Source organism: Streptomyces sp. NPDC096152 (genome assembly GCF_044763235.1).
Taxonomy (GTDB): domain Bacteria; phylum Actinomycetota; class Actinomycetes; order Streptomycetales; family Streptomycetaceae; genus Streptomyces.
The window spans coordinates 655,977-671,578 of sequence record NZ_JBIWFW010000004.1; the positions used below are offsets into that span (position 1 = coordinate 655,977).

Genomic DNA, 15,602 nt, shown 5'->3' on the forward strand with positions numbered 1-15,602 from the left:
GTGGGTCACAGCGGCCATCCGGGCAGATAGCCGGAGTGGGCGCGCCGGTTGCGCAGGGACCCCGTCTCGAACTGGCTCGCGACCGGGAAGTAGCTCGGCAGGAACGCCGCGAGGATCGCGTCCTGCTCCTCCTCCGGCACATCGCCGTCGTGGAAGTCGTTGAGGCAGAACACGTCGTGGGGACGCGCCGTCAGGATCCGGTTGAGCCGCGGCCCGTGCTCGGCCAGTCCGACGTTGACGAATCCGCAGGAGATGCCGCCGGGTGCGCTGCGCGAGGTGTGGAAGCCGTAGTAGTGGTGCAGCGACGAGGCGACCGAGACGTCGCTGTGGCTGCGCAACTGGTTGCGCGCGGTGGCCTTCATCGCCTGCCCGTACTCGCGCTCGATGTCGGCGAGCACGCTGCGCCGCAGCGGGTGGGGCGCGTGCAGGAACGAGTGCACCAGCGTCTGTCCGAAGGACCGCTCGATCAGGGCCCGGTTGTTCTTCGCGGCACTGATGTTGAACTCGTCCTCGTGCGACGGCGGGGACATCGCCACGGACGTGGGAGACATGAAGTGCTTCGCCTGTCCGTTGCCGAGGAAGAACATGCCGGGCTGGACGGTGCGTCCGAGGAAGACGTCGTCGTTGAAGTAGAGGAAGTGCTCGGCGAGCCCCTCGATGTGGTGCAACTGGCTCTCGATGGCGTGCGAGTTGTACGTCGGCAGCGCCCCGCGGTCGCCGAAGATCTCCGTGTGGTCGACGACCCGCACCCGTGGGTGGGACTGGTCCAGCCAGTGCGGGACCTGTCGGTCGGTGACGATGTAGATGTTCCGGATCCACGGGGCGTACATGTCGATGGAGCGCAGGGAGTAGCGCAGTTCGTCCCGGTCGCGGAAGCGGGCCGCGCTCGTGGCCGCGTCCTGGGTCTCCATCCCCCGGGCGGCAAGGAACTCGTTCTTCCGCTCCAGCCAGGCCACGTCGGCGCCGTTCACCCAGGTGTAGACGGCGTCCACGGGAAAGTCGATGTCGCCGTGGAGCACCTGTCCGAAGGCCACGATCGTGGGGTAGCGGCGGTCGCCCAGGGTGATCGTGCTGCGCCGCATGGCGCTGTGCGGGACCCGGTCGCCGATCAGCGTGCGGACCGGGGCCCTGAGATGGTCCTCGTCGTCCGGTTCGTCGTCCCAGAAGGTGACGGTGCAGCCGTAGATCGCGCCGAGGCGCAGGGTCCGCGACGGGGACACGACGCTCTGGTGGACCCGGATGCCCGAGGACGGGGTGCCGGAGTACTCGCCCACCAGGCCGGCGAGAACGGTGGCGACCGTCTTCTGTCCCTCGTTGAGGACGGAGGCGTACACGGCCTCGTCCGCGTAGCGGTCGGCGAGCGCCTTGAAGACGGCCTCGCGGTACACACCGTGGACGGCGACCGAGTGCCGCACCATGTGGTCGCGTACGACCAGGTACGGGATGCCCGCGCCCTCCAGGGCTCCCGCGGCCAGCGCGAGGTTCGCCTGGACCACGTCCCACGGCGACTCCCACTCCATCAGCCGGCACACCTGACCGCCGTCGTGCACCAGCTCGCGCCTCGCCAGCAGGCGCTGCTCCAGCGCACGCTGGCCGCTGGAGCGGACCGAGCCGGGAGGGGCGGGCGCGGCCGCCGGCACGCTGCCGCCGGGGCCGCTGAGGTGGGCGTGCACCGCCCGGCGTTCCGCCTTCACCGCGTCGCGGCGCCCGCTGTCGCGCTCCGCGACGAGTTCGTGGAACATCCGCTCCCAGTGGGAGGTCACCACGGCGGGCGAGAAGCGCCCGCCGGAGGCGAGCGCCGCGGCGCCCATCCGGTGGCGCAGTTCCGCGTCCTCGATCAGCAGCAGCAGTGCGGAGGTCAGGGCGTCGATGTCGCCGGGAGGCACCAGAACGCCGGTCTGCCCGTCGATCACCACTTCGCGCGGGCCGTTGGGCGCGTCGTAGGAGACGACGGGGACGCCCGCCGCCTGCGCCTCCGCGAGCACCAGCCCGAAGGCCTCGTTGCGCGAGGTGAGCAGGGCGACACTGGCCTTGGCCCACTCCTCCGCGAGGTAGGGCGAGTTGCCGTTGAGCTGCACGCAGTCGTGCAGTCCGAGCATGTCCATCTGCCGGCGCAGGGCGCCGCTGAGCGGGCCGTCCCCGAACACGCGCAGCTGCCAGTCGGGGTGGCGGGGGGCCACCTTGGCCCAGGCGGTGAGGGCGTGGTCGATCTGCTTCTCCGCGACCAGCCGCCCGGCGATGACGACGGTGCGGGTCTCGAGGGTCGACCGGGGCCGGAAGCCGCTCGGCAGGGCGTTCGGCACCACGGCGAGACGGGGAGCGGCCGCCTGGAGGGTCTCGGCGAACCACTCCCGGGTCCGCTCGCTCAGCACGGCCAGCGCGTCCAGCCGGGAGGCGTACCGCAGCAGCGGTTCACCGCTCGTGCCGCGCAGTTCGGAGACCCGGTGCTCCTGGTGGACGGTGATCACCCGCGCGGGGGCGAGCCGGACCGCCAGCGCCATCAGCGCGGGAGTCGTGGTGACCAGGACGTCGGTGTCGGTCTCCTGGAGGGCGAGTTCCAGCTCGAGGTCGGTGAGCCGGCTGAACGCCGACTCCCAGGAGCGGTCGACGATGTCGCTCGGCCGGGCGGCCAGGCCGGACCACACCGCGTCGTCCACGGTGCTGGGGCGCAGCGGCCGGGGAGCGTCGCCGGTGAGGTCGACCAGGTACTCGACCCGTACTCGCTCGTCGGGCGCGAAGAACTGCGCGGGCTTGCTCTTGAAAGCGCTGAGTACGCGGACCTCGTGCCGGGCGGCGAGTTCGGACGCCTGGTTGAAGACGGCCCGCTCGGTGCCGCCGACGGCGTCCGCCGTGGTCAGCAGGAATGTGATCTTCACTTCTCGGGTTCAGTCTGCCTCGGGCATGCGCGTGCAGGTGACACGGAGGTTCCCTGCGGGGGTGTAGCGCGGTTGGACGATCATCGGGGTGCGGCCGATCGGGGCCATGGCCATGCTGCGCATCGCGAAGACCCGCCGTGGATTGCGGACGTCGTGCAGGCGCCGGCCCAGCCGCAGCGACGGCCCGGCCTCCTGGCACAGCACGACGTCCCAGTGCTCCGGTCTGGAGGACCGGGGCTCCATCCGGTCCAGCGGGACCACGGTCCGGAAGGCGCCCTGGCCCAGGACGTGGGCGGGCTGCCGGAGCCGGCGCCCGGCGGCGACGAACTCGACCCATGGCGCGTGCGCCGCCGTGCCCAGGACCCGGAAGTCCACGGTGACTCCGGAGTGCGCCATGTGCACCTTGGACACCTCGACGGCCGGCCGCGGGGCCGAGCTGACGATCCGGGCCGTGCCCGTGACGGTGCGGCCGACGCGGTGGCGTGCGCCGGTGACCGGGGAGGCCGCCATGGGCTTGGTGGGGCCCTCGTAGGGAACCGGCGGTTCCAGGAGCAGCAGCGCCAGGGACCGCGACCGGCGCCCCGTGTACGTCCGCAGCCGGAGCTTCCATTTTCCGGCCCCGGCGGGCACGCCGCCGACCTCCGCTCCCATCAGGACCGCGGCGTCCATGAGGAGTTCGCCGCGCGGGCCCCGGTACACCTGCGCCGGGGCGTGATGCCGTCCGCGGCCCCGGCGGAGCACGACCTCGGAGCGGTCGGGCAGCGGGACGGAGGGGGGCAGCACGGCGTGCAGGTTCACCGTCTGGCCGTCGAGGACGGCCGCGTAACGGAGTCGTGCGGTGCGGTTCTTCCGCAGCGGCACGAACAGGCGCAGCGTCAGCCGGAGGCGCAGCGCGCTCAGGAGGGTGCGCGGTCCGCGCCGTTCGTTCCCGGCCCTGCCGGACTCGGTGGCAGGGCCGGACGTACGAGTGGTCATGCGCGGACGCCGCCCAACTCCGCGACCGGGGCGGTCCGCGGTGCGCGGATGCCGGTGGGGCGCTCGTAGGGGCTGGGCACCGGGAAGTAGGCGTCCAGGAAGTTCGCGACCATACGGTCCTGGGCCACGGGGTCGGCGGCCGGCACGGTGTCGTTCATGCAGAAGGTGTCGAAGTTGCGCCGGGCCAGCAGCCCGTCGAGCCGGCGCTGGGCCAGGCCGTCCGCCAGATCGACGTACGCGTACCGGATGTCCCCGACCGTCGCCCGCGCCGAGTGGTACGCGTAGTAGTGGTACAGCGAGGAGACGATCGGGACGTCGTGCGGCGAGCGGAAGCGGGAGTGCTGGGTGGTCCGGTGCGAGTGGGCGTAGACCTGCTCGATCTCCGTCAGGACGCTGCGGCGCAGCGCGTGCGGGGTGTGCTTCATCTTCTGGGAGATGACGGTGCCGAACTGCTGGGCGATGAGCCCCCGGCTGTTCTTGCCCGCGGCGTTGACCGGCAGGTCGGCGGAGTCGGCGCGGCCCGACGGGATCAGCGCGTTCGAACGGAACGACTTGGACAGTCCGTTGGAGTGGAAGAACTTCCCGGGCTGCACGGGGCGGCCGAGGAAGACGTCGTCGTTCAGGTAGAGGAAGTGCTCGGAGAGCTCCGGGATGTGGTGCAACTGACTCTCGATGGCGTGGGAGTTGAACGTCGGAAGGGCGTCCGGGTCCGAGAAGATCTCGCGGTGGTCGACCACTTTGATCCCGGGGAAGTCGGTGTCGAGCCAGGACGGCACATGCCCGGCGGTGACCAGGAAGATCGTGCGGACCCAGGGCGCGTACTGGTGGATCGACCGCAGCGAGTACCGCAGTTCGTCGCGGCTGGTGTAGCGGGAGTCGTTCGCCGCCTGCTCGTGCAGGGCGTGCTCACCGGTGCCCCGCTCCAGCACCCGCCGCGTCGCGTCCTTGCGGGCGCGCCACCGCGGGTCGGAGTCGTCCACCCAGGTGTACACCACGTCGATCGGGAAGGGATGGTCGTCGGGCAGGGCGGCGACGAACTCCGGCAGCGTGCGGGCCTGGCCGGTGGTGTACATGACCGGCACCTCGCTGAATCGCTTCTGCTCGGCCCAGCAGCGGCCCGCGTCCACCGGGACCTCGCTCACCACGCGGTTCGGGCGGGGCGCGACGAGCCGGCCCTCCCGCTCGGCCCAGAACTCGATGTCACAGCCGGATTCCCGGCCGAACACCAGATTGCCGGTGGGGTCGCAGACGTTCCACGCGAGGCGCAGGACGCGCTGCGCCCGCAGGGCACGCCAGCTCGCCGCCGAGGCGCCCGGCCGCATCTGGCCGCGGGAGGCACTGCCGACGTAGCCGGGATTGTGCCCGCAGACGATCCGCAGGACCTCCTCCACGTCGGTCCGCAGGCGCTCCGGTACGGCCACGCAGGGATTCACCGACGCGGTGCCGCGCACGCAGAAGTGGTCGATGCCGGCCTCTTCCAGCAGTGCCACCAGGATGTGCAGGTTCCGCGCCCGAGCGGCCCAGGCGGTGATCCCGGGCACCTCGACGGCACGGCGGTGCCTGCCGTCGACGCGCACGACCCGGATCGGCCCGGTGGAGGCGTGTCCGGCGCCGTCGCGGCGCCGGTCGTCGAGCGCCCGGACCACCAGGGCGGATCGCGCGGCGTCGGCGACGGTCAGCGAACGCATCACCGCGGTCCGCAGCGGGCGGGGCACCCGCCGGACGATCTGACGCCGAGCCCCCACGGGCACCAGAGAGCGATAGCCCGAGACGAGCACGCTCGCCTCGGGATTGTGCGGGCTCACCTGACTTCCGCCCCGTCCACGGATGCGGCCGTCATGCCGCCGCCCTCCCCCCGGGCCGACGCACGCAGGAACACAGCCTCCCCCTTATTTCCCACCGGTCGAGGCCTGGTGGGCAACGGCGGTCACGCGCCCCCGTGCCCCCGGCTCGAAATGGGCGACCGCGTATCACATGCCGGCGACGGTGCCGACACCATTACCTTGACGACAATAGTTTAAACTTCATATGTACACTGCATCATCACTGGTCGTTCACATTACTGTCAACTACACGCAGGCGCGGGCGAGATCGCGCTCCGATGTGACGGGCAGTCCGGAACCCCGGCGAGCGGTGGATTACGCCCGCAACCCGTACAGGGCCCCACATTCGGTCTATAGTTCGAGCTCAGCGCGGCGCTCGGCGTCGTGCGGGCCCGGTCTCCCCCCACTCGTGCCCCTGCCCCACGTACGGACCAAGACAGCGAGCCGGCGAGTGACAGAACGAGTGACAGAGAGGACCGAGGCATGACGCAGGCCCCCGCGGAGACGGACACCGACAGACCGAGGGACGAGGACGAAGCGGCGGACGGCACGGAGGGCGGGTCGCCGCGCCGGCGACGGCGGGTGTGGCGCCGGATCGCCTTCGGCGCCCTCGTGCTGCTGCTCGCCACCGGTGGCACCGCCTACTGGCTCTACCGCGATCTCGACTCCAACATCAAGGGCGTCGACCTCGACCGGGCCATCGGCGACGACCGGCCGCAGAAGCTGCCGACGTCGGGCCAGAACCTCCTGGTGCTGGGCTCCGACTCGCGGGCCGGGGCGAACGCGGCGCTGGACGCGGGCAGGGTGTCCGGAGCGCGCTCCGACACCGCCCTGGTGATCCACATACCCGAGGGCCGCAGCAGGGCCGTCGCCGTCAGCATCCCGCGCGACACCCTGGTGACCCGCCCCGAGTGCGCCACCTCCGACGGCAGGAAGCTGCCGCCGGCGAAGCGCGTCATGTTCAACTCCGTCTACTCACTGGCCGGTCCGGCCTGCACGGTGAAGACGGTGGAGAAGATGTCCGGGATCCGCATGGACCACTACGTCGAGATCGACTTCGCCGGCTTCAAGGAACTGGTGGACGCGATAGGCGGGGTGACCGTCACCCTCGACAAGCCGATCGACGGCCACAAGGGCGGGCTGCGGCTCGGGGCGGGCACCCACCGGCTCGACGGCACCCAGTCGCTGAAGTTCGTGCGGACCCGCTACGGCTACGGCGACGGCAGCGACCTGGGCCGCATCACCCTGCAGCAGAAGTTCCTGACCGCGCTCCTCTCCGAGATCAAGAAGCAGGATCTGCTGGGCAGCCCGGCCAAGACCTACGAGATCGCCGACAGCCTCACCCAGGCGCTCACCACCGACTCCGACCTCGCCTCCCTCAGCAGGCTGGCGGAGTTCGGCCGAAGCCTCAACGGCATCGACCCGGCCACCATGGAGACGATCATGCTGCCGGTGAAGTACGACGTCCGGGACCCCAACCGCGTGGTGGCCGCGCGGCCCCAGGCCGACGAGCTGTGGCAGGCCCTGCGCAAGGACCGGCCCGTTCCCGAGTCGGCGCGGAAGTCGCCCGCCCACGGGGCCACGGCGTCCTGAGGGGCGGAAACCCTCCTCAGGCCTCCTGTGACGCCCGCGGGTCGAGCCCCGGCTCGTCCTTGCGGCGGGCAGGGAGGAGCCGGCCGTCACCGCGAGCGGGACGGGCGGGCGCGGGGCCGCGGCTCCGTGCCCGCCCGCTCCCGTCGCCGGTTCCGGTCCGGCTCACAGCCGCTTGGCGCTGCGGAACAGCCCGGCGTAGAAGCCGTTGCCGTCGATGCGGGACGCCCCGCCCTTGTCGCCCATCGTGGGGCCGTTGACCTCCTTGCGGCTGGAGACGAAGACGCGGTGGCCCTCGGAGTCCAGGCCCAGGTAGAGGCCGACGTGGTCGATGTGGTTGCCGGTGCGGTGGTCCATCTTGAAGAACAGCAGGTCGCCCGGCTGGAGCACGTCGATGTTCGCCGGGCGGACGTACCAGGGGGACGGGCCCTGGAGCTTGATGATGTCGACGCCAGCCTTGGAGCGGGCCATGCCGTCGGCGGTGCGGGGCAGCCCGTCGCCGAGGGCGTTGGACGCCATCAGCGGATAGCGGGCGCGGTAGCCCCAGACCATCCGCATGAAGCCGGAGCAGTCCAGCGCCCGGTAACGCTCCTTGCGCGGGTACAGGGTGGTGCCGTTGCGGAAGGTGTACGGGATGCCGAGGTAGTCGTAGAAGTCGTTCTGCTCCAGGCGGTCCACGCCGTCCGCCTTGAACGGGCCGAACACCGCGTCACCGGCGTACGGGACGCCCGAGGAGTTCTTCTTGACCGGCGCGCCCTGCACGTACTGGAAGGCGATCGCGAAGATGTCGTCCTCCTGGCTGCCGTAGTACTCCTTGAACCAGTCCTTGAACCACTGCTCGTTCTCGGCCCCCTTGGTCCAGGGTTCGGGCATGAGACGGACCCAGTCGTCGGTCACGACGCGCGAGGTGGTGGCGGCCGGTTCGGCGAAGGTGCGCGAGGGGCCCTTCAGGGTGGCGGTGCGGGCGCCGTCGGTGAAGGTGGCGACGACCGCTCCCCCGGCGTCGCGCAGCACCGAGCGCGCCGGGTTGTTCAGGCGCTCCCAGCTCTGCTTGCCGGTGGCCTTGCCGCCCGAGTTCCTCAGGGCCGCGTTGTCGGTGACCGTCTGCGCGGCCGGGACCTTCGCCTGCTCGTCCTTGCGCAGCTCGTAGGTGAAGTACGCGCTGCCCGCGAGCAGCGCCAGCACCGTCGCCGCGTGGACGACGGGCCGGCCTTTGCGCTTCGGCATGGTGTGGGCTCCAGGGGTGCGGTAGGACGGGCGGGTTCAGGCGGAGGGCAGGGCGCCGAGGAGGATGCCGGCGGTCAGGACCACGTAGGTGGCGAGGGTGACCGAGCCGGTGGACAGCAGCGTCGCGCCCTTCGGCTGACGCACCAGCTGGTAGCCGATCAGGCCGGGGACGATGAAGCCGAGCGTCTGGTTGGCGTACAGCAGCGGGAACTCCATCTGCAGCACGATGATCACGGTGGCCTGGATGAGCACGCCGGTGAGCACCACGGCCGCGAACAGCCGCTTGCCGTAGAGGATCACGAACTTCTGCAGCACCAGCGTGGTGACGTACGTCAGCACGGTCACCCCGACGACCAGCGCCGCCCGCTGCAGGTCCTCGATCAGGGTCAGCGCGAGCCAGCCCGGCGTGATCATGCCGCCCGGCGACAGGTTGGTCGTCAGGTAGCACATCAACGAGAACATCAGGCCCAGGCCGATGCCGATCGCGGCGATCTCGGGAGTGAGGACGGAGGGGATCAACGCTGCTCTCCTGGGCTGTGCCACTGCTGGTGGTCGTCTGCGGGGTGCGTGGGCCGGACGCGGGGTTCGAACAGGCCCCGCGAGCGGTCCTGGGGCGGGTTCTGGCCCTGGTGCTGCGGCTGGGACTGGTGCCCGCCCTGGTGCTGGGGCAGGTCCTGGTTCTGGTGCTGGGGCAGGTCCTGGTTCTGGTGCTGGGGCAGGTCCTGGGGCGGGCCCTGGTGCTGGTGCTGCGGCCAGGCGCCCTGCGGGTACGGCCGGGCGTGCGCGCCCTGGACCGCGGGCTCCTGGTACGGGTGCGAGGCCTCCCGCTGCTGGGGAATCTCCGGGGCGTGTCGAACCTGCGTGTACCGCGACTCGTACGCCTCCGAGTAGGGCTGATACGGGTCGATGCGCGGCGCGTAGAGCTGCATCGTCTCGACGTGCTCGGGATGGCGGGCCGGCTCCGGGCGCCCGGCCGGGGCCGTGGGCGCGGTGGGCGAGTCGTCGGGGCTGTCGTCGGCCGGGAGTTCGGCGAGATGCTCCAGGAGCACCTCGCCCTGGCCGTGGATGTTGCCGATGGCGACCAGGGAGGAGTCCGGGCCGAGCCTGCCGAGCAGTTCGGCCATGAACTCCTCGGGGTCGCGGCGGTCGCCGCCGAGGTCGACGGCCCGGCCGCGGTACTCGGCCGGGATGGCGTCGATGGCGGACTTGGCCGGGTGTCCGATGACGAAGACCTGCTCGGGGTCGAGGTCGGGGATGATCTCGCCCATCTGGCCGTTGCGCTCGACGCGGTCGGGGCGGCAGTTGATGACCACGTTGAGCGGGCGGTGGACGGCGCCGAGGTCGAGGAGCTGGTTGATGTTCATCAGCGTCGACTCGGGGTCGTTGGCCGCGAAGACGTTGGCGAAGCGCAGCTTCTTGTCGTCGTGGGTGAGGTAGCGCTCGACGGAGAGCACGCCGGGGTCCGGCGGGGCGTCGTACATGCCCTGCAGGGCCGTCTCGCGCTCGACGCCGAGCAGTTCGGCGACGGTGAGCGCGATGGCGACGTTCTCCTTGAAGGTGAACCAGCTGAAGCCGCGCAGCTCCTCGTCGCTGACCGTCTCGGGGTCGGCGTAGATCAGCTCGCAGTTCCGGGCGTCCGCCTCCTCCTGGAGGATGTGGAAACGCTCCTTCTCCGCGGTGACGCAGATGCCGTCCTCCGGCATGGACCGGCACAGCGAGCGGGCCACGTCGTCCAGGGTCGGGCCCATCTCCGCGAGGTGGTCCTCACGGACGTTGCAGAGCACGCCGATGGTGGAGCGGATCAGCTTGGACTGGTTGATCTCCTGCAGGGCCGGCATCACCGCCATGCACTCGATGACCAGCGCGTCCGGGTTGTACGCGGCCGCGCGGCGCACGATGCCGATCTGCTCGACGACGTTGGCGATGCCGAACTTGCGGTAGACCGGCTCCTCGGTGGCGTCCGGGTGGATGAACCGGGCCGCGGTGCCGGTGGTCTTGGCGACCGTGGTCAGACCGCCGCCGCGCAGGGCGCCCGCGCACAGCCGGGTGATGGAGGACTTGCCGCGGATGCCGTTGACCAGCACCCGGGTCGGGATGTTGTCCAGGTTGGTGAAATGCCGCCGCTGCTCCACGATGCCCGCCACGAGCAGGATCGCGCAGCAGACCAGCAGCACGGTGTAGAGGAAGAGCACCGGTGATCAGTTCCTTACGTACTGCTGGTCCTGCGGGCCGTGGGGGTCGTGCGGACCGTGGGGGTCGGGCGGCCCGTACGGGGACGGGTCCTGCGCGCCGCCGGCGCGCTGGGGAGCGCCGCGCTGCGGCTGCTGCCGGCGCTGGTCCTGGAGCTGCTGGCGGACGAGTTCCAGGGAGCGGGTGACCGCGCCGACCTCGTCGTGGTGCTGCGGGAAGAGCACGGTCTTGCGGTCGCCGCCGGCCAGGGCCTCCGCCCGGTCGGCCAGCGCCCGCAGCGGCCGGCCCACCACGATGTGCAGCCAGCCGAGGCAGGCGGCGGCCGCGGCGGCGCCGAGCAGACCGGCCAGCACGGTGCGGTTCTGGGTGTCGTACTCGGGGATGGCGAGCCGGGCCGCGGGCTGCCAGCTGACCACGCTCCAGCCGAGCGACTCGGCCGGGCCGCTGCCCGCGAAGGGCGCGGCGGCGGCGATCCGCACGCCGTCGTGGCGGTAGAGCACACCGCCCGCGCGGGCCTTCCTGCCGAGCGTCTGGCCGGTGGCCGCGACGAGGTCCTCCAGATGCTCGTCGGGCAGCGAGTCGAAGGCGAGGAAGCCGGTGTTGCCGGCGATGACCTCGCTCTTGTCGTCGACGAGACGGACCACGCCGAGGCCCGGCCGCTTCAGCAGCGCGTTGAGGAACTCCGCCCGGAACTCGCCGACCAGCGCGGCGCCGTCCCGGCCCGGGATCTCGGCGGTGCCCACGACGACGGGCTCCTTACCTCCGTGGCCCAGCAGCCGGATCGAGGTCTCGGCGGCGCGCTTGGACCTGACCACGCGGGGTTCCTTGCCCTGCCGGGCCAGGACCTCGCCGGAGGCGTCGACGACGTAGAGCGAGCGGTAGCGCTGGTTCTCGTGGACGGTGCGCTCCAGCACCGCGTCCATGGCGGCGGGCTCGGTGCGGTTGCCGATGAGGGACGCGACCGACTGGAGGTCGACCTCGCCCTCGTTGAGCGCCCGGCGCACCCGGTCGCTGAGGGTGTCGGTGCGCTCGCGCTGGTCGTTGACGAGCTGCTGCGGAACGACGGCCGTGCTGTCGGCGCGGTTGAGCAGCAGCATCAGCGGCGCGGACCAGGCCAGCAGCAGCACCGCGCAGGCCACGAGCAGGGCCCGGGTGCCAACCCGGCGCGGCCCGCGCGGACGCGCCGGGGCGCCGGTGGCGTCGGTGCTCTCGCCCATCAGCTGCCGGCGCAGGCGCTCCAGGGCGCCGCCGATGCGGTGCGCCTCGCCGTAGCCGGGGACGGTGACGGGCCGGGTCAGGTCGCCGCGGGTGAGGCGGCGGGCCTCCAGGAACAGCCGGATCAGCGGGCGCTGCACGGTGCCCAGCAGCACCCCGACCGCGATGCCGCCGACGAGGAGCAGCGCGCCGCCGGCCAGCAGGCCGAAGACGGGCGAGGTGGCGCGGGTGGGGTCCTCGGCGACCTTGACCATGGCCACCACCGACAGGCCGAGTCCGGAGGCGGTGGTGATCTCGCCGGGCTCGGGAGAGGCGAGCGTGGCGTAGCCGGCGACGGACTGCTCGCTCAGCAGGCGCCCGCCGAGCAGGCTGCCGCTGACGCCCTGGTAGCCGCCGGTGCCGGGCGTCTTGCTGCTGCGCGGGTCCTGCCGGGCCTCGCGGGCCGCGCTCCGGGCGAAGTCCTTGAGCTGCTTGCGGGAGGCGGTGATCTCCTGGCGGTCGAGGCTGGTGCGCACCTGCTCCGGCTCGGCGATGCCGTCGCTGCTGAGGATCGAGCCGCCGCGGTCGACGACCGCGATCGACCGGAACTGACCGAGGCTGATGCCCGGGAACTTCAGGTTGTTGGAGGCCACGAGCAGCAACTGCGGCTTGCCCGGCCAGGACAGCAGCGCGAAGGACAGCAGGCGCACCTCGCCGTTCCTCAACGTGACCATGCGGGGGGCGAGTCCGCCCTCGTCGCCCAGGGCCGAGGTGTCCACCGAGGTCAGCGGCACCGTCTCGCCTCGGGCGGCGACCAGCTTGCCGGACTCGATCTCGACGACGGCGGTGCCCATCCACTTCTGGTACGTGCTGCCGAGCTTGTCGAGGACGGCGTCGCCGGAGACCGGCTGGCCGGCGCTGAACAGCGCGGCGGACCGGGTGAGGTCGGTCACGGACTCGTCGATGGAGGCCCGCAGCGCGATGGCGCCGTCCTCGGCGAAGTGCTGCTGGGACGTGAGCACCGCCTTCGGCACACCGGCGTTGTCGACGCGGCCCAGCACAAGTGCCGTGATGCCGGCGAGCGACAGCAGGAGGACCGACAGGACCGCGATCGGTGGGCGGATTCCGCCGATCAGCGACATGTCGGCTCGTCGGCGGGCTCGGTGCTGCCGCGCCGGGGGCGGAGACGCCAAGGGACGGTCCTCTCAGGCTCGTGCGGGCGGTCGGTCCCGCACGGGAAGCAGGGTGAAGCGTGGGCTGGACGGGGTCCGGGCACACCGGTGGTACTGGTGCACCCGGAATCCAGACAAGTAAGGACCGGGTGAGGTTGCGGTAAGCGCGACGTGATCTGCGCAACATCCGCGTTTTACCCGGTCATGACCGGGCAGAAGCCGTCGCTGTTCGGACAGTCGCTATTCAGGCATCGGCGTCAGCGGCTTCAGCCCGTCCTCGGCCGCTCCCCGGTTCAGCAGGGTCCCCTCGGTGCGCTCGAAGGCCAGGCGCAGCCGGGCCCGCTGACGGCCCGTGAGGTCGTGGCCGTCCCGGAGCGCGACGGGCACGTCCAGCAGCCGGTAGTCGCGCGCGTCGTCGTCCGAGGCCGTGGTGGTGCCGCCGCTCCCGGTGTTCTCGGCATCCGGCGGGATCTCCAGCAGCGTCGGCTCGAAGCGGGGCTGGACGTCCCAGGTGCCCTTGCCGCGCTCGGTGAAGGTGAACCAGGCGATCACGCCCTCCTCGGTGAGGCCGGTCGGCACCTCGTGCCGGGCGATCTGGTTGCCGAGGCCGTAGGCGATCCAGGTGCCGTCGACCTTCTCCATGGGCTGGACGACGTGCGCGTGGTGCCCGATGACCAGGTTGATCCCGGTCTCCTGGGCGATCTGCCGGGCGAAGGTGAGCTGCGAGGAGGAGGGGTTCGGGTAGTGCTCGCGGCCCCAGTGCAGGGAGAGGATCACCACCTCGGCGCCGCCCTTGCGGGCCCGCTGCTCGGCGGCCTTGATCCGGCCGAGGTCCTGCTGGTTGGCCAGCCAGGGCTTGTCCTTCGGCAGCCGGTGGGGCTCGTTGAACCCGTAGGCGAAGGATATCTGCGCGACCTTGACGCCCTTGACGTCCATGATCAGCGGGGTGAGAGCGTCCTTCTCGGTCCGGAAGGAGCCCGTGTGCTTGACCCCGGCGGCGTCCAGCGCGTCCAGGGTGCGCTTCACGCCCCCGTATCCGTGGTCGAGGGTGTGGTTGGAGGCGGTGGAGCAGGTGTCGTAGCCGAGGTCCTTGACCGTCTTCGCGGTCTGCGGCGGCACCTGGAAGTCCGGGAAGCCCTCGAAGGGGCCGTTCGGCTTGCCCATCACCGGCTCGTAGTGGCAGATCGCCAGGTCCGCCCTGCTGATCACCGGCTTGATGCCGGCCATCATGGGCCCGAAGTCCAGCCCGGCCACGCCCTTGCCCGTCCGCTCGGCGTCCTTGCGCGCCTGGTCGACGAGCTCGGGATGCATCAGGATGTCCCCGGCGGCGGCGACGGTGAAGGTGCGTCCCCCGCTCTTGTCGTCCCCGTCGCCGGAAACGAGGCCGCAGCCCGCGACGGCGGCGACGAGCGGGAGGGGCATCAGCAGGGTCAGCAGGGTGCGGCTACGGCGTCTGGTCACCGGGATATCTTGATACAACCATGAGAGCCAACCGCTCACGCATCATAACGATCGCAACAATTCTGCTGGTCATCGCCGGTCTGGCCGGTGCGGCGACCGCCGTGCTCCGCGCCTCCCACGGCTCGCGGGCGGCCGGCGGCGACCGCGCGGACGGCCACGCGGACGGCGTCGACCTGGCCCGTGTGGTCGCGGACTACACGAGCCGGTTCGGCCCGGACCGCGGCTACCGGCCGCCCACCCGGGACGATCGCACCCGCGTCGCCGAAGCCGTCGGCCAGCTCCTCGACGGCCGTCGCGGCCAGGCACAACAGCAGCTCTCACAACTGGACTTCACTGTCCGCACCCTGGTCGACCGGGTCTCCGGACACCGCTACGCCGAGATCGCCGACCGCACCGACGACGCCGTGGCACCGCGCGGCTGGGGCCGGATGTACGTCGACCTCGACCACCGCGCGCGCTGGTCGGTCCAGGTCCCGCACCCGGTCGCCGACCAGGGCACGGAGCAGCTCGGCGTCGGCGTCCTGCGCGGTTCCCCGGGCGGCATCCTCGTCATTGCGGGAGCACATCGCAAAGCCGGACGCGGGGACGCGGCGGACGTGGCGCACCGCCGGGACACCGTCTTCGACGCGGTGTGCGACGAGCTGGCCCGGCGCCGGCTGCCCGGCATCCAGGTGCACGGCTTCGCCGACGACTCCGCGCCCGGCTACGACGTCGTCGCCTCCACCGGCAGGGGGTCGGCGGGCCGCGACGACGGCCGCCGGCTCGCGGACGCGCTGCGCGCGAAGGGCTTCGCGGTGTGCCGGGCCTGGGCCCGCTCCTGCCCGCTGGAGGGCCACGAGAACGTGCAGGGCGGCCGGGCCGACAGCGAGGATCTCCCCTTCCTGCACGTCGAGTTCGCCCACGCGGTACGCGACGACACGACGCGGATGGGGCGTGCGGTGACGGCGGTGGACACGGTCACCGCGCGCTGGGCGCGAGAGCCGTGAGCAGGTGCGCGTCTTGTCGATGACGCGAGGGTGGTCGGCGAACGGGCGGGCCTGCCTTCCCCGTGTTGCAGGGAAGGCAGGGCGCCGGGCGGGCCCCCTACTCGCCGC

The 15,602-nt window shown here is 71.8% G+C and carries 10 protein-coding genes; 2 read left to right on the forward strand and 8 right to left on the reverse strand.

Annotated features, from left to right (window positions below):
* Nucleotides 1–5: 5 nt before the first annotated feature.
* From ACIQ9G_RS17445 to ACIQ9G_RS17455, 3 genes are read right to left on the reverse strand one after another with little or no spacing between them, the layout of a single operon-like run.
* Nucleotides 6–2,876, reverse strand: a complete 2,871-nt coding sequence (locus ACIQ9G_RS17445) for a stealth conserved region 3 domain-containing protein (protein WP_403609865.1) — start codon at nucleotides 2,874–2,876, stop codon at nucleotides 6–8.
* Between the two features lie 9 nt (nucleotides 2,877–2,885).
* Nucleotides 2,886–3,851 carry a hypothetical protein gene (locus ACIQ9G_RS17450; RefSeq protein WP_403609867.1) on the reverse strand — a complete coding sequence of 322 codons (966 nt, stop codon included), beginning with the start codon at nucleotides 3,849–3,851 and terminating at the stop codon, nucleotides 2,886–2,888.
* Entirely contained in the window at nucleotides 3,848–5,539 is a 1,692-nt protein-coding gene (locus ACIQ9G_RS17455; protein WP_403610080.1) for a stealth family protein, read from the reverse strand. Before ACIQ9G_RS17455 ends, ACIQ9G_RS17450 begins: the two co-directional genes overlap by 4 nt.
* Nucleotides 5,540–6,157: 618 nt before the next feature.
* Between ACIQ9G_RS17455 and ACIQ9G_RS17460 the strand changes: the two genes are divergently transcribed.
* Nucleotides 6,158–7,267, forward strand: coding sequence for an LCP family protein (locus tag ACIQ9G_RS17460; RefSeq protein ID WP_403609869.1), 1,110 nt, complete (start codon nucleotides 6,158–6,160; stop codon nucleotides 7,265–7,267).
* Between the two features lie 162 nt (nucleotides 7,268–7,429).
* Here ACIQ9G_RS17460 and ACIQ9G_RS17465 read toward each other — a convergent pair whose 3' ends face one another.
* The 5 genes from ACIQ9G_RS17465 to ACIQ9G_RS17485 form a co-directional block, all read right to left on the reverse strand.
* Complete coding sequence (locus ACIQ9G_RS17465; RefSeq protein ID WP_403609872.1) at nucleotides 7,430–8,491, reverse strand: C40 family peptidase; 1,062 nt, start codon at nucleotides 8,489–8,491, stop codon at nucleotides 7,430–7,432.
* Between the two features lie 36 nt (nucleotides 8,492–8,527).
* Nucleotides 8,528–9,010 carry a poly-gamma-glutamate biosynthesis protein PgsC/CapC gene (locus ACIQ9G_RS17470; RefSeq protein WP_403609875.1) on the reverse strand — a complete coding sequence of 161 codons (483 nt, stop codon included), beginning with the start codon at nucleotides 9,008–9,010 and terminating at the stop codon, nucleotides 8,528–8,530.
* Nucleotides 9,007–10,683 (reverse strand): poly-gamma-glutamate synthase PgsB, encoded by a 1,677-nt coding sequence (pgsB, locus tag ACIQ9G_RS17475; protein WP_403609878.1) that lies wholly within the window; start codon nucleotides 10,681–10,683, stop codon nucleotides 9,007–9,009. Before pgsB ends, ACIQ9G_RS17470 begins: the two co-directional genes overlap by 4 nt.
* A 6-nt stretch (nucleotides 10,684–10,689) precedes the next feature.
* On the reverse strand, nucleotides 10,690–13,017 hold the full coding sequence (locus ACIQ9G_RS17480) for a HAMP domain-containing protein (RefSeq protein WP_403609880.1): 2,328 nt from the start codon (nucleotides 13,015–13,017) through the stop codon (nucleotides 10,690–10,692).
* Between the two features lie 270 nt (nucleotides 13,018–13,287).
* Nucleotides 13,288–14,469, reverse strand: coding sequence for a CapA family protein (locus tag ACIQ9G_RS17485; RefSeq protein WP_403610082.1), 1,182 nt, complete (start codon nucleotides 14,467–14,469; stop codon nucleotides 13,288–13,290).
* A 59-nt stretch (nucleotides 14,470–14,528) separates the two neighbouring features.
* Between ACIQ9G_RS17485 and ACIQ9G_RS17490 the strand changes: the two genes are divergently transcribed.
* The gene (locus tag ACIQ9G_RS17490) at nucleotides 14,529–15,494 is read left to right on the forward strand and encodes a hypothetical protein (RefSeq protein ID WP_403609882.1); all 966 of its coding nucleotides are present in this window, start codon (nucleotides 14,529–14,531) and stop codon (nucleotides 15,492–15,494) included.
* Nucleotides 15,495–15,602: the final 108 nt, after the last annotated feature.

Excerpts from the sequence above, each read along its gene's own strand:
- ACIQ9G_RS17450 (WP_403609867.1), bottom strand. The coding sequence starts at position 3,851 with ATGACCACTCGTACGTCCGGCCCTGCCACCGAGTCCGGCAGGGCCGGG.
- ACIQ9G_RS17455 (WP_403610080.1), bottom strand. The coding sequence starts at position 5,539 with ATGCGTTCGCTGACCGTCGCCGACGCCGCGCGATCCGCCCTGGTGGTC.
- ACIQ9G_RS17460 (WP_403609869.1), top strand. The coding sequence starts at position 6,158 with ATGACGCAGGCCCCCGCGGAGACGGACACCGACAGACCGAGGGACGAG.
- ACIQ9G_RS17465 (WP_403609872.1), bottom strand. The coding sequence starts at position 8,491 with ATGCCGAAGCGCAAAGGCCGGCCCGTCGTCCACGCGGCGACGGTGCTG.
- ACIQ9G_RS17480 (WP_403609880.1), bottom strand. The coding sequence starts at position 13,017 with ATGTCGCTGATCGGCGGAATCCGCCCACCGATCGCGGTCCTGTCGGTC.
- ACIQ9G_RS17485 (WP_403610082.1), bottom strand. The coding sequence starts at position 14,469 with ATGCCCCTCCCGCTCGTCGCCGCCGTCGCGGGCTGCGGCCTCGTTTCC.
- ACIQ9G_RS17490 (WP_403609882.1), top strand. The coding sequence starts at position 14,529 with ATGAGAGCCAACCGCTCACGCATCATAACGATCGCAACAATTCTGCTG.